Source organism: Blastococcus colisei, assembly GCF_006717095.1.
Taxonomy (GTDB): Bacteria; Actinomycetota; Actinomycetes; order Mycobacteriales; family Geodermatophilaceae; genus Blastococcus_B; species Blastococcus_B colisei.
In genome coordinates this window covers 3,993,779-4,009,922 of the sequence record NZ_VFQE01000001.1, presented here as the reverse complement: position 1 = coordinate 4,009,922, position 16,144 = coordinate 3,993,779, and the positions used below count along the sequence as shown (strand labels likewise).

General features: G+C 73.2%; 15 protein-coding genes and 1 other RNA gene. 7 read left to right on the top strand and 9 right to left on the bottom strand.

The window, feature by feature from the left end; translation table 11 throughout:
* Nucleotides 1-16 precede the first annotated feature (16 nt).
* Together ssrA and FHU33_RS19085 are read left to right on the top strand one after the other, a co-directional pair.
* Nucleotides 17-395, top strand: a transfer-messenger RNA (tmRNA) gene (gene ssrA / locus FHU33_RS19090).
* A gap of 123 nt (nucleotides 396-518) precedes the next feature.
* A complete protein-coding gene (locus FHU33_RS19085; RefSeq protein WP_142026792.1) occupies nucleotides 519-1,427 on the top strand; it encodes a DMT family transporter in 909 nt (302 codons plus the stop codon).
* A 24-nt stretch (nucleotides 1,428-1,451) separates the two neighbouring features.
* Here the strand turns inward: FHU33_RS19085 and FHU33_RS19080 are convergent, their stop codons facing one another.
* From FHU33_RS19080 to FHU33_RS19065, 4 genes are all read right to left on the bottom strand, one after another.
* On the bottom strand, nucleotides 1,452-2,381 hold the full coding sequence (locus FHU33_RS19080) for an alpha/beta fold hydrolase (protein ID WP_142026791.1): 930 nt from the start codon (nucleotides 2,379-2,381) through the stop codon (nucleotides 1,452-1,454).
* A 131-nt stretch (nucleotides 2,382-2,512) separates the two neighbouring features.
* Nucleotides 2,513-4,153, bottom strand: coding sequence for a helix-turn-helix transcriptional regulator (locus tag FHU33_RS19075; RefSeq protein ID WP_142026790.1), 1,641 nt, complete (start codon nucleotides 4,151-4,153; stop codon nucleotides 2,513-2,515).
* Nucleotides 4,154-4,259: 106 nt separating this feature from the next.
* Nucleotides 4,260-5,015, bottom strand: coding sequence for a hypothetical protein (locus tag FHU33_RS19070; RefSeq protein WP_142026789.1), 756 nt, complete (start codon nucleotides 5,013-5,015; stop codon nucleotides 4,260-4,262).
* Entirely contained in the window at nucleotides 5,012-5,296 is a 285-nt protein-coding gene (locus tag FHU33_RS19065; protein ID WP_142026788.1) for a hypothetical protein, read from the bottom strand. Before FHU33_RS19065 ends, FHU33_RS19070 begins: the two co-directional genes overlap by 4 nt.
* Before the next feature lie 181 nt (nucleotides 5,297-5,477).
* On the opposite strand from FHU33_RS19065, the gene paaI reads away from it, so the two are divergent.
* The 4 genes from paaI to FHU33_RS19045 all read left to right on the top strand — a co-directional run bounded on the left by paaI (nucleotide 5,478) and on the right by FHU33_RS19045 (nucleotide 9,497).
* Complete coding sequence (gene paaI, locus FHU33_RS19060) at nucleotides 5,478-5,948, top strand: hydroxyphenylacetyl-CoA thioesterase PaaI (RefSeq protein WP_142026787.1); 471 nt, start codon at nucleotides 5,478-5,480, stop codon at nucleotides 5,946-5,948.
* Between the two features lie 18 nt (nucleotides 5,949-5,966).
* Nucleotides 5,967-7,415, top strand: a complete 1,449-nt coding sequence (gene argG, locus FHU33_RS19055) for an argininosuccinate synthase (protein ID WP_142026786.1) — start codon at nucleotides 5,967-5,969, stop codon at nucleotides 7,413-7,415.
* A 31-nt stretch (nucleotides 7,416-7,446) separates the two neighbouring features.
* A complete protein-coding gene (locus FHU33_RS19050; protein ID WP_142026785.1) occupies nucleotides 7,447-7,902 on the top strand; it encodes an SRPBCC family protein in 456 nt (151 codons plus the stop codon).
* 71 nt (nucleotides 7,903-7,973) lie between these two features.
* Nucleotides 7,974-9,497 carry an adenylate/guanylate cyclase domain-containing protein gene (locus tag FHU33_RS19045; RefSeq protein ID WP_211355191.1) on the top strand — a complete coding sequence of 508 codons (1,524 nt, stop codon included), beginning with the start codon at nucleotides 7,974-7,976 and terminating at the stop codon, nucleotides 9,495-9,497.
* A 2-nt stretch (nucleotides 9,498-9,499) separates the two neighbouring features.
* Here the strand turns inward: FHU33_RS19045 and FHU33_RS19040 are convergent, their stop codons facing one another.
* From FHU33_RS19040 to FHU33_RS19030, 3 genes are all read right to left on the bottom strand, one after another.
* Entirely contained in the window at nucleotides 9,500-10,723 is a 1,224-nt protein-coding gene (locus FHU33_RS19040; RefSeq protein WP_142026784.1) for a hypothetical protein, read from the bottom strand.
* Between the two features lie 308 nt (nucleotides 10,724-11,031).
* Complete coding sequence (locus tag FHU33_RS19035) at nucleotides 11,032-12,060, bottom strand: potassium channel family protein (RefSeq protein ID WP_142026783.1); 1,029 nt, start codon at nucleotides 12,058-12,060, stop codon at nucleotides 11,032-11,034.
* 102 nt (nucleotides 12,061-12,162) lie between these two features.
* The gene (locus FHU33_RS19030) at nucleotides 12,163-13,899 is read right to left on the bottom strand and encodes a class I adenylate-forming enzyme family protein (RefSeq protein WP_142026782.1); all 1,737 of its coding nucleotides are present in this window, start codon (nucleotides 13,897-13,899) and stop codon (nucleotides 12,163-12,165) included.
* 89 nt (nucleotides 13,900-13,988) lie between these two features.
* On the opposite strand from FHU33_RS19030, the gene FHU33_RS19025 reads away from it, so the two are divergent.
* The gene (locus tag FHU33_RS19025; RefSeq protein ID WP_142026781.1) at nucleotides 13,989-14,840 is read left to right on the top strand and encodes a patatin-like phospholipase family protein; all 852 of its coding nucleotides are present in this window, start codon (nucleotides 13,989-13,991) and stop codon (nucleotides 14,838-14,840) included.
* 62 nt (nucleotides 14,841-14,902) lie between these two features.
* On the opposite strand, the gene FHU33_RS19020 is transcribed toward FHU33_RS19025, so the two are convergent.
* Together FHU33_RS19020 and FHU33_RS19015 are read right to left on the bottom strand one after the other, a co-directional pair.
* On the bottom strand, nucleotides 14,903-15,268 hold the full coding sequence (locus tag FHU33_RS19020) for a YciI family protein (protein ID WP_142026780.1): 366 nt from the start codon (nucleotides 15,266-15,268) through the stop codon (nucleotides 14,903-14,905).
* 163 nt (nucleotides 15,269-15,431) lie between these two features.
* Nucleotides 15,432-16,073: a hypothetical protein gene (locus FHU33_RS19015; RefSeq protein WP_142026779.1), complete on the bottom strand. Its 642-nt coding sequence runs from the start codon at nucleotides 16,071-16,073 to the stop codon at nucleotides 15,432-15,434.
* Nucleotides 16,074-16,144 lie beyond the last annotated feature (71 nt).

Sequence of the window (16,144 nt, the reverse complement as noted above, 5' to 3'; positions counted from 1 at the left end):
TCCGTACAACTACACAGGGGGTGAATGGTCTCGACTTCGGTCGGGTGACCAGGGGAAGCGAGCCGAGGAAGGCAACGATGAGCTCGTTAACCATGCGTTGCAAAAAACACAAGCGCCGACTCTGATCGCGCTGAGTCCTACGCCCTCGCTGCCTGACAGCGGGACGTAGGCTCTGTCAGCCCGGGTTCGTCATCGGCCCGGATCCTGGCATCAGCTAGATGACTCACCGCACGTGCCGGCCGCGGGCGCGTGCGGGACACCCAACAGCGACTGGGCCCGTCACGTCGACTTGTCTGCATGATCGACGGGGTCGAGCAGAGACAACGCAGACTGCGCTCGGAGAAGCCCTGGTGATGCGTCGAAGGACGCGGGTTCGATTCCCGCCACCTCCACCCCTGTGCGAGAGCCCCGGTCGGGTCACCGACCGGGGCTCTCGTGCGTGCGAGCCGACGGTCGATCGCTCGTCCAGGGCTCCACTGTCCCGCGCAGCTGGACGACGCCCGTGATGGGCTGACGCCATGAAGGGGGAGGCGCTCACCCACACGCAGCTCGCGCTCGGCTTCGCTGTCTTCGGCTCGGCCACGCCGATCAGCCAGATCATCGGCCGCAGCTTCCCGACGTTCATCGGATCGCTGGGGCGGATGCTGATCGCCGCGCTGCTGCTCGCACCGCTCCTGATCGGGCAACGACAGGCCTTCCGTGGTCTCTCCCGCCGGGAGCTCGCCTCGCTCGGCCTGATCACCGTCTTCGGGATGGTTGGCTTCACGCTGTTCCTGCTGTACGGGTTGAGCCTCACGACCGGGGTTGCGGCCAGCGTGATCATGGCGACGACTCCGGCGATGACGGCCGTGGGGGCGTGGCTGTTCTTCCACGAGGCGCTGACCAAGCTGAAGGTGGCCGCGCTCGTGCTCGCCTTCGCCGGTGTGGCGGTGGTCAACGGCAGTCAGTACGGCCAGGGCGGTATCGGCAACTGGACGTCGATCGTGTTCGGCGGGCTGCTGGTCTTCGGCGCGGTCTGCTGCCAGGCGCTCTACACGCTCGCGGGCAAGCCGGCCGGTGAGCAGCTGAGCCCGGTCCAGATCACCGGCGTGACCAGCGCGGCCGCCGCCGTCCTGTTCGTGCCCCTGGCGCTGTTCCAGGTCGGCGGCTTCGACGCCTCCCAGGTGGAGACGTCGGGGCTCGTCGCACTGCTGTGGTGGGGGGCGGGGACCCTCGCGCTCGGCACGCTGTTCATGTACTCCGGGATGCAGACGGCCTCCGGCCTCATCGCCTCGGCCTTCACCGGCGTCATGCCCGTCAGCGCCCTCGTGCTCTCCTACGTCCTGCTCGGCGAGCCGTTCCGGTGGATCCACGTCCTCGGCTTCGCCGTCGTCGTCGCCTCGATCGTCGTCGTGGCCTACGCCAATGAGCGACAGCCTTCCTCGTAGGGCTCCCGAAAAAGGCCGAGCACCTCAGGCAGGCAGGTGACGGCGCAGGGGGCGGGCCAGTGCGCCGCGCAGCGCCGCGACGGCTGCCTCCGGCCGCTCCCAGCAGGGGTCGTCCCGCACGTCCTCGATGACCTCGAGCGGCCAGCCGAACCGGGCGGCGGCGGACTCGGCGATCCGCAGCCGGTTCTGGAGATCGTGCCGCCCCCAGATCATCGACACCGGAACCGGGATGCGGGCCAGGTCGCGGCGGCGGATCGGGCGCATGCCGAGGGCCATCACGAACGACAGCACCGCCGACCGGGTGCCGGGCGCTCGCATGCCGTCGAGCACGTAGCCCGCGAACGGGTCCCAGCGGGAGCCCATCTCGGTGCGCATGCCGTCGAAGTCGTACATGCAGCGGCCGAGGAAGCGGTCCCGGCTGCGCTCGGTCGGGTGGGCGAGGAATCCGGCGAGCGGGGTCGCGAAGGACGGCGCCGGCCGGCTGAACGCCAGACCGGCGGAGTCCACCAGCACGATGCGCTCGACCGGACCCCCCTCGATGGCGTGGCGCAGCGCGAGTGCCCCGCCGGCCAGGTGACCGACGAGCGCCGGGGGCCGGGTGCAGGTCCGCGCGACGAGATCGCGCAGCCAGGCGAGCCAGCGCTCGGCGTCGAGCGGTCCGTCGGTGGGCCGGCCGGTGGCGCCGTGCCCGGGCAGGTCGGGGACCACCACGCGGTGGGTCTCGGTGAGCTGTGGGACGACGCGGCCCCAGAGCGCGGCGAACTCCCCGGGGCCGTGCAGCAGGACGACCGGCGGGCCCTCCCCGCCCTCCAGCACGACGGTCGGGATCCCGGCCAGGTCGTCTCGGCGTTCGACGACCGGCAGGTCATCGATGGTCGCCTCGCGGAATGTGGTGGTGGGCTGGACTGCGGTGGTGTCCGGCTGCGTGGCGCCGGGCGCGCTGCTGTGGCGCATGGCGGCCTCCTCGGTCGCGTCTGAGGTGCGGATGCCGTCGACGCTAGGGAGCCCGACCGCCCGGCGGCATCGACCAGGACGACCAATCGGTCCGGTCGGCGCATGGTCCGAACGGGCCACGCCGCACTCGCTCAGATCAGGTCGTGCCGCACCGCGAACGTGGCGGCGGCCGCCCGCGAGGAGACCCCCAGGCGGCCGAACACGTTCTGCAGGTGCCGCCGGACGGTGTGCTCGCTGAGCACGAGCGCGTCCGCGATCTCGCGGTTGGTGCAGCCCCGAGCCACCAGCCGGAGCACCTCCACCTCCCGCTCGGTCAGCCCGCTGGGGCGCGACCGTGGCTCCGGGGAGAGGCGGGCCTCGACGCGGGCCAATTCATCGAGCGCCCCCAGTTCCTCGAAGGTGTACCGGGCGGCATCCCACTCGAGGAGCGCGCCGTCGGTGTCGCCCAGCGCGGCGGAGACCTCACCGAGCAGGAGCCGCACGCGTGCGGCCTCGTACGGGACGTGCAGCTCGCGCCACGCCTCGAAGGCCCCGCGCAGCACCGCGCCCGCTTCCCGCGCGCTGCCCTCGGCCAGGAGCACGCTCCCGACGGCCGTCGCGGCGATGGCCCGTAGCCACTCCCCGGTCTGCTGCCGGGCGACCTCGTCCAGCTCGTCGGCGGCCGCGCGGGCCGCGGAGGTGTCCCCGCACGCGCAGCACACCTCGCTCGCGGCCGCCAGCAGGTGCCAGCGGGCACCGCCGGAGGTCGCCGTCGACAGCGCCGCGTCGATCGCCGCGCGGGCGTCCTCCTCCCGGCCCTGCGCCAGGCGCAGCAGGAGCATTCCCGGCTGCGGCGGATGACCGTGCTGGCTGGCCCGCCGGTAGCAGTCCTCGGCCTCTCCGTGCCGGCCCTGCCGGCGCAGCAACTCCCCGGTCTCGTACCAGGCCATGCCCACGGCGGGCTGCCCCGGCGGATCCGCCAGTCGTTCACGCGCCCGCCGCATCTCTTCCGTGGCCTGCGACCAGTGCCCCTCGAGCGCGAGCACCTGGGCCCGGTGGACCAGGCACTGCCCCCGGTACGGCACGAGGTCGGGCTGCGCGGCGCACCACCGGGTGAGCTCGGCGGTCCACTCCCGGGCCCGGTGCAGGTCGAACGCCAGGTGGCAGTTCTCGATCACCGCGCAGTAGACGATGCCGACGGTGATCGGCGAGACGTCCCTCCCGGTGACGGCGACCATCGCCTCGTCGAGCAGCGCGAGGCCTCGCTCGCGGTCGCCGCAGGCGACCATCGCCTGGCCGGAGCCGAGCACACCGAACGCGGTGACGTCCGGGTCCCGGAACCGTGCCCCGACGTCGACCACCTGCTGGAAGACCTCGGCCGCCCCCTCCCCGTCCCCGGAGAACAGGCGCTGCAATCCGGCGGGGACCAGCAGCAGGCCCTGCTCGGCGCACGGCCGATCGCCGTCCTCGGCCAGGGCCCGGTGGGCACGGGACAGCCATCCTCCGGCGCGGGCCGGCTCGCCGAGCCGGAACAGGCCCAGCGCCAGCCAGAACGCGGTGCGCGCCGCCCGACGCAGGTCCTCCCCGTCCAGGAGGAGACGGACGGCGCGATCGAGGGCGTGCTCGTAGGCGTCGTCGTGCCCGGTCAGATAGGCCGCGATCGCCAGGCGGTCGAGGTCGTCGGCGCCCAGTTCGCCGTCCCCGTCGGCTGCGGACAGGGCCTCGTAGGCCTGCGTCCACGCCCGGGTGGTGATCGCGTCCCGCCCGATCCTCAGCTGCTGCGTATCCGGCATCTGCTGCTCCCCGGACACCATGCAACACGTCGGACCGCGGATCGGTCCAGGGGGACGGGCGCCCCCCTTCCGGTCCGCGGTCCGAGGCCGCGCGCCTCCCGGAGGGTCAGCGTGCGGCTGTGCCGACGCGCGGAACCGGCCGTGCCGCCACCAGCCCGACGAGCGGCCAGAGGACCACCGCGAGGGCTCCGGCCCCGACGAGCAGGGCAGCGGTGAACGGGAGGAACCGGGACACGGCGGCCACCAGCAACGCCGTTCCGACCAGCACCGTCGTCCCTCGCCGGAGCACGGCGGCCGAGACCACCGAGCGGGCGACGAACGCGACGCCGATGGCGAAGACCCCGGCTCCGGAGAGCAGCAACGGCATGAACCACGCGTCGAGCTCGAGGAGTACCGCGACCGGGTCCGCGCCGGCGAGCGTGGCCGCCAGCACGGTGATCTCCATGGCGGGCAGCAGCGCGAAGAGGGTGCTGCCCACCACCACGAACGGCACGGAGCGGGCGCTCCACCGCCACTCGCCGCGCTGTCGCAGCGCCGCGGCGACCGCGAGGAAAGCCAGCGCGACCAGCGGTGCCCCGACGGCCACCACGAGGTGCGCGATCGACCAGCGGGTCACGTCGGCGGTGAGCGCGGCCGCCACCGCCTCCTTGTCCCGGAGGTCGGCGATGAACGGGTGGTAGCCGATCCCGGCGAGCAGCACCACCGGGGCCGTGGCCACGGTGCCCGCGGCGGTGATCCGCCGGGCCCGACCCCACGGAACCGGCCCGCGCGAGGAGCCGTCGGCGCCCTGCGGGGTGCGGACGGCGGATGCGTGGTCTCCCGTCCCCGCCGGCGCAGTGGCCCCGGCCCGGATGGCGGTCATGCCGGCACCTCCGTCGTCGCAAGGCGGTGGAGCGGCCAGAACTCCGGCTCCGGCGGGGGGCCGGGCGCTCCGGCGGCACGCAGGGCGGGACCGAACCGCTCCCGGAGGAACCTGCGGGCCTCCTCCTCGGTGTCCCACACCTCGATCACGCGCCAGCCGCCGCCCGGCCGGGGGCCGGCCAGGTGGACCCGCCCGCCGATCGGCAGCGTCACGCCTGAGGCCACCTTCTCGTAGATCTCCTGCGAGCCGTTCGGGTTGTCGATCATCATCACGACGGACATGGCCGCCTCCTCGGATGCCGGAGTGGTTTCCTGACGGGAACCGACGCTAGGAATCTGCCCGGTCGGTCCGCATCGCCCGAACCGACCAACCGGAGCGGGACACCCGCGTGGTCGGATCGGACCACGCGCCGGACGTCGTTCCTGGTGCCTCGTCGGCGGATGACCCGACCTAGGAGCGCAGATGTCCGACCGGACCGAGCAGCAGATCGCCGAGGAGTCGGTGGCCCGATTCCTGTCCGGTGACACCACGGCCCGTGCGCTCGGCCTCACCGTGAGCTCCGTGGCGCCCGGTGCCGTGACCGCGCACATGACCATCCGCCCCGAGATGCTCAACGGGCACGGCAGCGCGCATGGCGCGGCTCTGTTCGCGGTCGCCGACATCGCGTTCGCGATGGCCTGCAACTCGCACGGCCACCCCGCCGTCGGGCGCTCGTGCAGCATCGAGTACCTGGCTTCCGCTCATGCCGGCGACGCCGTCACCGCCACCGCCGTCGAACGGGCCGTCGTGGGCCGGGGCGGCATCTACGACGTGGCCCTCACCCGAGACGGGGACGGGCAACTGCTCACGGAGATGCGGGGGCACAGCCGTCAGGTCACCGGGCTGTCGCCGCGGTCCGCGGGCAGCACCCCGGCTTTGCATGATCATGCATAGGCATGCATAATCGTTCTCGTGTCCAAGGTTCTCACCTCCCTGCCCGTCGGCGAACGCGTCGGCATCGCCTTCTCCGGCGGCCTCGACACCTCGGTGGCGGTCGCCTGGATGCGCGACAAGGGCGCGGTGCCGTGCACGTACACCGCCGACATCGGCCAGTACGACGAGCCGGACATCGCCTCGGTCCCCGGCCGGGCCACCGCCTACGGCGCGGAGCTCGCCCGCCTGGTCGACTGCCGGGCGGCCCTGGTCGAGGAGGGGCTGGCGGCCCTGACCTGCGGCGCGTTCCACATCCGGTCCGGTGGGCGCAGCTACTTCAACACCACCCCGCTCGGCCGGGCGGTGACGGGCACCCTGCTCGTGCGGGCGATGCTCGAGGACGACGTCCAGATCTGGGGCGACGGCTCCACCTTCAAGGGCAACGACATCGAGCGGTTCTACCGCTACGGCCTGCTGGCCAACCCGTCCCTGCGTATCTACAAGCCGTGGCTGGACGCCGACTTCGTCACCGAGCTCGGGGGCCGCAAGGAGATGTCGGAGTGGCTGGTCGCTCACGACCTGCCCTACCGGGACAGCACCGAGAAGGCCTACTCCACCGACGCCAACATCTGGGGCGCCACGCACGAGGCGAAGACCCTGGAGCACCTCGACACGGGCATCGAGACCGTCGACCCCATCATGGGCGTGCGGTTCTGGGATCCCGCCGTCGAGATCCCGACCGAGGACGTGACGATCGGGTTCGCGCAGGGGCGGCCGATCAGCATCAACGGCAAGGAGTTCCACTCCGCCGTCGACCTGGTGCTGGAGGCCAACGCCATCGGTGGCCGGCACGGCCTGGGCATGTCCGACCAGATCGAGAACCGGATCATCGAAGCCAAGAGCAGGGGCATCTACGAGGCGCCGGGGATGGCCCTGCTGCACATCGTGTACGAGCGGCTGGTCAACGCCATCCACAACGAGGACACCCTCGCCACCTACCACAGCGAGGGACGACGCCTCGGCCGGCTCATGTACGAGGGGCGCTGGCTCGACCCGCAGGCGCTCATGCTGAGGGAGTCCCTGCAGCGGTGGGTCGGCATGGCCGTCACCGGCGAGGTCACCGTGCGGCTGCGCCGGGGCGAGGACTACTCCGTCCTCGACACCTCCGGCCCGGCCTTCAGCTACCACCCGGACAAGCTCTCCATGGAGCGCACCGAGGACTCCGCCTTCGGGCCGGTGGACCGGATCGGTCAGCTGACCATGCGCAACCTCGACATCGCCGACTCCCGCGCCAAGCTCGAGCAGTACGCCGCACTCGGCATGGTCGGTGGGGCGCAGGCGGTGGCGATCGGTGCCGCGCAGGCGGCCTCGACCGGGCTGATCGGCGCGATGCCCGAGGGCGGTGCCGAGACGATCGCCTCGCGCGGCACGGTGTCCGACGAGGACGAGCTGCTCGACCGCGCCGCGATGGAATTCGGCACCGACTGATCACTCGGGCGGAGGATGGTCTCGGGAAGGGATGGCCGTGGCGAGCGAGGTCGACGTGCTGACCGAGACGGTGATCGGGCGCCCGGTGGCGGAGGTGGCCGCCTACGCCGGCGACCCCTCGAACGCGCCCGAGTGGTACGTCAACATCGCCTCCGTCGAGTGGGAGACGCCGCCGCCGGTCGCCGTCGGCTCGCGCATGGCCTTCGTCGCGAGCTTCCTCGGCCGCCGGCTGGCCTACACCTACGAGGTGGTCGAGCTCGTCCCCGGTGAGCGGCTGGTCATGCGGACGGCGCAGGGGCCGTTCCCCATGGAGACCACCTACACCTGGCAGGCCGTGGACGACGACGCCACCCGGATGACCCTGCGCAACCGCGGGCGGCCCCTTGGCTTCGCCGGGATCGCCGCCCCGGTGATGGCCGCGGCGATGCGGCGGGCCAACCGGAAGGACCTCGCCGCGCTCCGGAACCGCCTCGAAGGGCCACGCTGAGCCGACACCCGACCAGGGAATCTCTGCCACCCGCCCGGCGCTTCTCCGCGCCGCTCCGCGATCATGAACGCGTGACCCTCGGCGACAGTCGCGGCCCGCGGACCGTGCGCCGCGACCAGCCCTGGACGTACTGGGCGCCGAGCGGTCGCAGCGCCGTCCCGGCCATCGTGGTGCTGGTCCTCGGCGCGAACCTCGTCGGCGTCGCCACCGTGGCCGTGCTGCTGCTCGGCGTGGAGGACGGGAGCGGGGACAGCGGCCGCACGCCGGTGCTGCTCACCGTCGCCGCCTACCTGGTCGTGGCGCTGCCGGTGGCCACCGTCGTCGGCCTGCGTCGTCAGCGCGCCACGAACCGCTGGCTCATGGCCGGTCGCCCCCCGAGCAGCGACGAGGCCGGCCACGTGCTGCGGCTGCCGCTGGACACGGCCCTGATCGCGGGCGCGGTGTGGCTCGCCGGCGCGGTCGTCGTCGGGCTCGTCGCAGCCGGGGCCTTCCCCGACGCGCGGGTCGGACTGCGGGTGGCGGTCGCCATCCTCCTCGGCGGGCTGGCCACCGCCGGCGTCACCTATCTGCTGGTCGCCCGGGCCGCGCGCGTGGTCACCGCGATCGCCCTGACGGCCCACCCGCCGGCGGGCACGCTCGTCCTCGGTGTCCGCCCGCGCCTGCTGCTCGCCTGGCTGCTCACCAGCGGCGTCCCGATGCTCGGCGTCGTCCTGCTGTTCCTCGACCCGAGCAACCCCGGCGGCCCCGGGGAGGGAGCGGTCGTCTTCCTCGTGGTGGTCGCCCTGCTCGTCGGCGCGCTGGCGACCCTGCTCATCGCCCGGGCGGTGGGGCAGCCGCTGCGCGACCTGCGCGAGGCCGTCGGACGGATCGGCACCGGCGACTACGACGTCCGCGTGGTCGTCGACGACGCCGGTGAGATCGGGCTCCTCCAGGAGGGCGTCAACACCATGGCCGCCGGCCTGGCCGAGCGGGAACGGCTGCGCGACCTGTTCGGCCGCCACGTCGGGACGACGGTCGCCCAGCGGGCTCTCGACACCGGCGTCTCCCTGGGCGGTGAGGAACGCACCGTCGCCGCCCTGTTCGTCGACATCGCCGGCTCCACGTCACTGGTCCGCCGGACCGGACCGGCCGAGATGGTCGGACTGCTCAACCGCTTCTTCCAGGTCGTCGTCGAGACGATCGAGGCCGACGGCGGCCTGGTCAACAAGTTCGAGGGCGACGCCGCGCTCTGCGTCTTCGGGGCGCCCACCGATCACCCCGACCCTGCAGGTGCCGCGCTGCGGGCGGCCCGCAGCATCTGCGACGCCGTCCGGGAGGCCGGCGAGGTGGACGTCGGGGTGGGGGTCGCCTGCGGGCGGGTCTGGGCCGGTCAGGTCGGCGCGGCCAGCCGGCTGGAGTACACCGTGATCGGCGATCCGGTGAACGAGGCGGCCCGGCTCACCGAGGTGGCCAAGGAGCAGTCCGGCCGTGTCGTGGCGAGCGAGGCCACGGTGCTCGCCGCGGGGCCCGAGGAGCGCGTGCACTGGGTGCGCGACGCCGCGGTCGAGCTGCGCGGCCGCGGCGAGGCGACCACCACCTGGGTGCGCGCGGAGTAGCGCTACTCCTTGTCCGCCTTCATCGGTGTCGACCCGACGGAGTCCAGTACCTCCTGCCCCTGCTTGTCGACCAGCCCGGTGACCAGCTGCTGGGCTGCCCCGAACAGGAGCGCCCAGGCGAGGATCTGGCCGGACGTGTCGAGCGCGGAGAGCCCCGGGACGAATTCGCCGTGCAGCAGGATGAGTCCGAGGAAGGCGGTCAGCGCTCCGGCGGGCAGCTTGAGCAGCAGCAGCGTCAGCGGCACGGCGAACGGTGTCGAGCTGCCGCGCAACCGTCGCAGGGCAGCGGCGCCGGTGACCGCCGCCCCCGCCAGGCCGACCAGCATGACCACTGCCGTGTCGGTGCCCTGTGCGGTGCTCCGGATGGTCGACGCGACCCGGGCCGCCGCGCCCGTGTCCGTGGTCCCCTCGCCATCCGCTGTCTCGCCGGCGCCTGCAGCCGTCCCGCCGGCCGGTCCGGAGCCTTCGCCGTCCGTCGTCCCGCTGGCCGGCTCGCCGTCCTCCACGGCCGCCGTCGCCGTGGGGCAGACCACCGTGTTCATCCCCTGGGGGGCGAAGCACAGGGGCATCCACGTCGGCCGGAGGGCGCTCACCGCCGCGATGGCGAGCGCGAGCAGGGTCAGCGCGACGGCGGTGACCGCGACGGCGGTGCAGAAACTGCGCAGGCGGGTGTACTCCCGCCGTTCGGCCCAACCGGCGGCGCGGACGGCCTCGACCAGGGCGGTGCGGTCCTCGCCGGTGATCATCCCGGCCACCCGGTTTCCATCGGCCTCGTCGGCCGGGGCGGCGTACTTCTCGTGCAGCGAGAGCGTGCACGCGCGCAGCGGGTGCTCCAGCGGGAGGTGGGCCTGCACGTGCGCGACCAGTCCGGGCAGCTGACCGCGCAGATAGTCGTCGGGGCTGCGGCTGAGCAGCACGGCCTCGGCGGCGTCCAGGCTCCCGGCGGCGCGCTCCATCCGTGCCCTCGCCCCGGAGGGCCACCTCGACCTGCCGAGGGCCGCGTCCCGGGCGACCGTGAGGTCGTTCCAGAGGGCCGCGTCGCGGTCGGAGTTCGTGGCGAGCAGCGTCTGGTCGCTGGTGGCCGACTCCCGGGTCCCCATCCAGATGGCCAGCCCGGTGAGCTCGTTGGCACGGATCAGCACCTGCTCGCGCCAGATGTGGCGGGGCTTGTCGCCGGCGTGCGGGCGGTGCTCGCCCCACCTCAGCGCTCGGGCGCGGGCGGCCACCAGAGCGACGGGGGGACCGGGCGGCTCCGACCCCGGAGCCGGGGGGCTCAGCGGGCCGGTCCCGGGTGGGAGGGGCCCGGGCGGTTCGGCCGGGGCGGGCAAGGGGGTGTCGGACGTGGTCATCGTCAGGGACCGCCTCGTCACTGCGAGGGTGGGGCAGCGTCCTGCGCCCGGTGGAGCCGCGGGAGGCCGCGTGATGCCGGAGTTCCCCTGATTGCGGAGGAGCGTCCGGTGCACCCCGGCTGCTGTCAAGACCTTCGAGCCTCGTACGGCGCCCTCGTTCCCGGGTCGGTCGGCCCGGCGTGGGTCTAGTGGTGGCTGCGGACGACGACGAGGACGTCCTCGGGCTGCAGGGTGCCGATGAGCGGATCGTCGAAGCGCAGTGTCCGGCCGCCACGGGTGACCGACAGGACCATGTCGCGCAGCGATCGGGGGCCGAGGCCGACCTCGCTGGAGTTGACCGTCCGCTGGTGCAGGTCGAGGCCCTGACCGCCGGTGACGAGGTCCTCGACGACCGCGACCACGCGGGGGGCGTCGGTGGAGAGACCGAGCAGCCGGCCGGAGGTCGCCGAGGTGGTGATGACCGTGTCGGCGCCGGACTGGCGGAGCAGGTTGGCGTTCTCCTCCTCCCGGACGCTGGTCGTGATCGGCACGCTCGGGTTGAGCTGGCGCACGGTGAGGGTGATGAGCACGGCGGCGTCGTCCCGGTTGGCGGCGACGATGACCGCGCGGGCCCGCTCCACCGAGGCCCGGCGCAGCACCTCGGTGCGCCCGGCGTCACCGACGATGCCGGTCAGCCCGACGGAGTTCGCCTCGTCGATGGCCCGCGGCTCCGGGTCGACGACGACGATCCTGTCCGGCGTCGTGCCGCTGGCGACGAGTGAGCGGATGGCGCTGCGGCCCTTGGTGCCGTAGCCGCACACGATGACGTGCTGGCGCACGCGGGACCTCCAGCGTCGGATGCGGAACTCCTCCCGCGAGCGCGCGGTGAGGGCTTCGAGGGTCGTCCCGATGAGGACGATGAGGAACATGATCCGCAGGGGCGTGATCAGCAGGATGTTGACCAGCCGAGCCCCGGGAGTGACCGGTGTGATGTCGCCGTAGCCGGTCGTGGACAGGGTGACGGTGGCGTAGTAGGTCGCGTCGAGCAGCGAGATGGGGCCGCCCTTGCTGTCCTCGTAGCCGTCCCGGTCGATGTAGACGACGAGCACCACGACCGCCAGGACGACGGCGGCGATGAGAACCCGGCGCCAGACCTGCCGGACCGGCGACTGCTCGACGTGGGCGATCCGGACACCGGTGTGCTCGGTCTCCGTCCCGATCCGCTCGTTCTCCACCACGCGGACAGTAGTGAGCGGTGCCGCCGGGTGCGCGCCGCCGCACCCGTTCGGGTCAGGGAACCCGGCCGGGTGCGGCGGCAGCGACCCAGGCGCCGGCGATCAGCCGCCCACCTTCTCCCGCTCCTTGGCGGCCAGCTCGCGCTTGAGCACCTTGCCGGCGGCCGAGACCGGGATGGCGTCGATGAAGACCACGTCGCGCAGCCGCTTGTAGGGCGTCACCTTGCCGTTGACCGCGGTCATCACCGACTCCGCGGTGAGTGCGGCGCCCACGTCGTCCCCCTTGCGGACGACGTACGCGACCGGCAGCTCGCCGGCCTCCTCGTCGGGGCGGCCGACGACCGCGGCCCCGGCCACCCCGGGCACGCCGAAGAGGATCTCCTCGAGCTCGCGCGGGAACACGTTGTAGCCCTTGTAGAGCAGCATGTCCTTGGTCCGGTCGACGATGGAGAGGTAGCCGTCCTCGTCGAGGATCCCGACGTCGCCGGAGTGGAACCAGCCGTCGGCGTCGATGGACTCGGCCGTGGCCTCCGGGCGGTGGGCGTACCCGCGCATCACCTGCGGGCCGCGGATGCAGACCTCGCCGCGTTCACCGGGCGGCAGCGGGTCGCCGCCGCCCAGGGGCCGGATGCTGATCTCGGTGTCGAAGACCGGGACGCCGACGGTGCCGGGCTTGCGCACGCCTGACCGGAACGACGGTGCGCCGGTGGCCTGCATGGTCACCTCGGTCAGGCCGTAGCCCTCGCCGATGGTGGCGTTGGGCATCAGCGCGCTCATCTTCTCGATCAGCGTCACGGGCAGCGGCGCCGCGCCGCTGCTCACCCCGCGGATGTGGGACAGGTCGGCCTCGAGGATCGCCGGAACCTGGAGCAGCGCCACGAAGATCGGCGGCGCGCCGCCGATGGCGGTGACCTCGTGCTTCACCATGTCCTCGACGTACTTCACGGGGTCGAAGCGCATGTGGATCACGGTCCTCGTGCCGCCCATGACCATGCCGTTGAGGTAGCCGATGGCCCCCATCGCGTGGAACCACGGCGTGAGGTTGATCAGCCGAGCCTCACCGAGCCGGGTCGGCATCTCCTCCGGTCCGAGCACCTGGCGGAGGGTCACGTCGCCGTGCTCGTCGAGCTCCGGCAGCGACCCCGACGTCCAGCAGGCCGACTGCAGCACGTTGGTGACGACGTTCCTGTGCGGGAGCTCCACGCCCTTGCTCACCCCGGTGGTGCCCCCGGTGTAGGCCAGGTGGGCGAGGTCGTTCGCGACGTCGATGCCGGCGTCGAGGTGCCGGTCGGTGGGATCGCCGGCGAGGAGGTCGGCGAGGTCGACGTCGCCGTCCCCGAGCTCGAGCCGGGCGGCGAAGTCGGAGATGTGCGCCTCGCCGGTGACCACGACGGTCTGCACCGGCGTCTGCGCCAGGGCGCTCCGGACGAAGGGCAGCACCTGGTCCCAGGTGACGAGGAGCTTCGCGCCGGCGTCGGTGAGCTGGGCGGCGAGGTCGGCCGCCGGCAGCAACGGGTTGGTAGGGGAGAACGTCGCCCCGGCCAGCATGATCCCGTAGTAGAGCGGCGGGTACTGGCGGCAGTTCGGGATGTGGACGGCGACGACGTCGCCGCGCCCGATGCCGTGGTCGGCCAGCCACCCGGCGACGGCATGCGCCCGGCGCCCCATCTCCGTGAACGTCAGCTCGACGTCGTGGTCGAGGAACGCCGTGCGGTCGCCCCACCGCCGGACGGCGGCGCGCAGGATCGACCCGACGGGCAGCTCCGGGTAGTCCAGCGAACGCGGGAGTCCCGGCGGCCAGCTGGCAACCGTCGTCGGCTCCGACTGCGTGGCGGTCATGCGTGTCCTCTCCTCGGCAAGCGTCGGCACACAGCGTGGCCCAGCTCACACGCCCTGTCGAGATCTTGTCGGTCTGTGAGGATGGGCGGATGAGCGACCAGCGCACCGCTCTCGTCCTCGGCGGCGGGGGCATCACCGGCATCGCGTGGGAGATCGGCCTGCTCGCCGGGCTCGCCGAGGCCGGGACCGACCTGAGCGGGGCCGACCTCGTCGTCGGCACCTCCGCCGGCTCGGTCGTCGGCGCGCAGCTGACCGGCGGCGCCGAGCTGGAGGCGATGTACGGGCGGCAGCTCGAACCGCCGGCGCAGGAGAAGGTCGCGCGCATGACGCGCTCGAACCTCGCCCAGTACGCCTGGGCGATGGTGCGCAGCCGCCGGAACGACGTGGAGTTCCGCCGCCGGATCGGCGCGCTCGCCCTGGCCGCGGAGAAGGCCGGGCTCACGCCGTCCGAGCAGCAGCGCCTCGACGTGATCGGCTCCCGGCTGGTCAGCACCCGGTGGCCGGAGCGGAAGCTGGTGATCACCGCCGTCGACGCGGAGACCGGCGAGTTCCGCACCTTCGACCGCGACTCCGGGGTACCCCTGCTGCAGGCGGTCGCCGCCAGCTGCGCCGTCCCGGGCGTCTACCCGCCGGTGACCATCGACGGACGTCGCTACGTCGACGGCGGGATGCGCTCGGCGGCCAACGCCGACCTGGCCCAGGGCTACGACCGACTGGTCGTCCTCGCGCCCATCCCGCGCGGGATCGGGCCGCTCGCGAGCGTCGACGCCCAGGTGACCGGACTGGTGTCGCGGGTCACCGTCGTCTCGCCGGACGCCGACAGCCGGACGGCGATCGGCCGCAACGTCCTCGACCCCGCGGCCCGGGCCCCCTCGGCGACGGCCGGGCGGGCCCAGGCGGCGACGGTGGCGGCACGCATCGCCGACGTCTGGACCGGCTGATCCGGGTCGCCAGGGTGTCACCCGGCCGGCAGGGCGCGGGGCTGTTCGCCAGAGGCGACGCCCTATGCCGGGACCTCCTGGAAGGCGCGGACCTCGATCCGGGCGCCGAGTGCCTTGGAAGCCTTGGCGGCCCAGGAAACGGCAGCGTCCTGGTCCGGCGCCTCGATGACCCAGAGGCCGCCGAGGTACTCCGGCGCCCGCGTGTACGGCCCGTCGGCGAGGGCGAGGTCGTCACCCGTGTGGTCGACGGTCACCGCCGTCGACGGCGGGTACAGCCCACCGGCGAAGACGAGGGCGCCTGACGCCGTCAGTTCTTCGATGAAGGTGCCGGCCGCTGCCATCGCGGCCTCCAGCTCGGCCGGGTCCATCATCGCCATCGTGGGCTCCTCGGCCGAGTCGTGCGGCATGGACAGCAGGTACTGCGTCACGGTGGTCCTCCGAGGTCGTCGCGGCGGCCCGTCCGGCCGCGCTCACGAGTAGGTGACCCGTTGCGCTGCCGGATCTCATCGGTCGAGGCGGGTCGGTGGACGTTCCCGCAGGAACGTCGTCAAGCCAGAGCCCTTGACGGCGTTCCCGCGGGAACGTCTGACGTCAGTTGCGGCGCCAGAGCCAGATGCCGACGCCGGCGAACCAGAACGGCATCAGGTAGGTGACCGCCCAGCCGACCGGCGGCAGGAGCAGTCCCACGGCGAACACGGCGCTGACGCCGAGCAGCACCCGCGAGGCGCCCGCGGCCCTCGTCGCGAGTGCCACCGCGACCAGGAAGCCGGCGCCCACCCAGGCCGCCATCGGGTGCGCCACGTTCATCAGCAGCAGCGCACTCTCCACGCCCGTCGGCGTCACGCCCGTGTCGAAGATCAGGGTGCCGACGGCGACGGCCGCGGCGGGGGCGGCGAAGGCCACGGTCATCAGCAGGACGTGCCAGGAACCCAGAATGGGCAGCAGTCGGGCCGCCGGGGTGTCCCCGTTGCGCCCCAGTCGCGCGGCGAGCGCGCCCGTGACGGCGATGGCCAGCAGCGCATAGGCGCCCAGCAGGACCGCCGCGAGGGACGCTGCCGATTCGGGGAGAGCGGCGGCCGCCTGGGCGGGGGTGTCCGCCGCGCCGAGCGGGTCGCCGAAGGAGGCCGCGGCGCCGACGAAGGCGCCGAGCGCCCCGAGCCCGGCGATCGCGGGCAGTGGTGACCCGGTCCGCCGGCTCCGGTGGGTGGTGTCGTCGATCGTGGTGGTGCTCATGGTCGGTGCCCTCCTCGTCCGGTCGCGACGGTCACGCCGGTTGACGTCCACGCTGGCCGGAGGGCGACCGG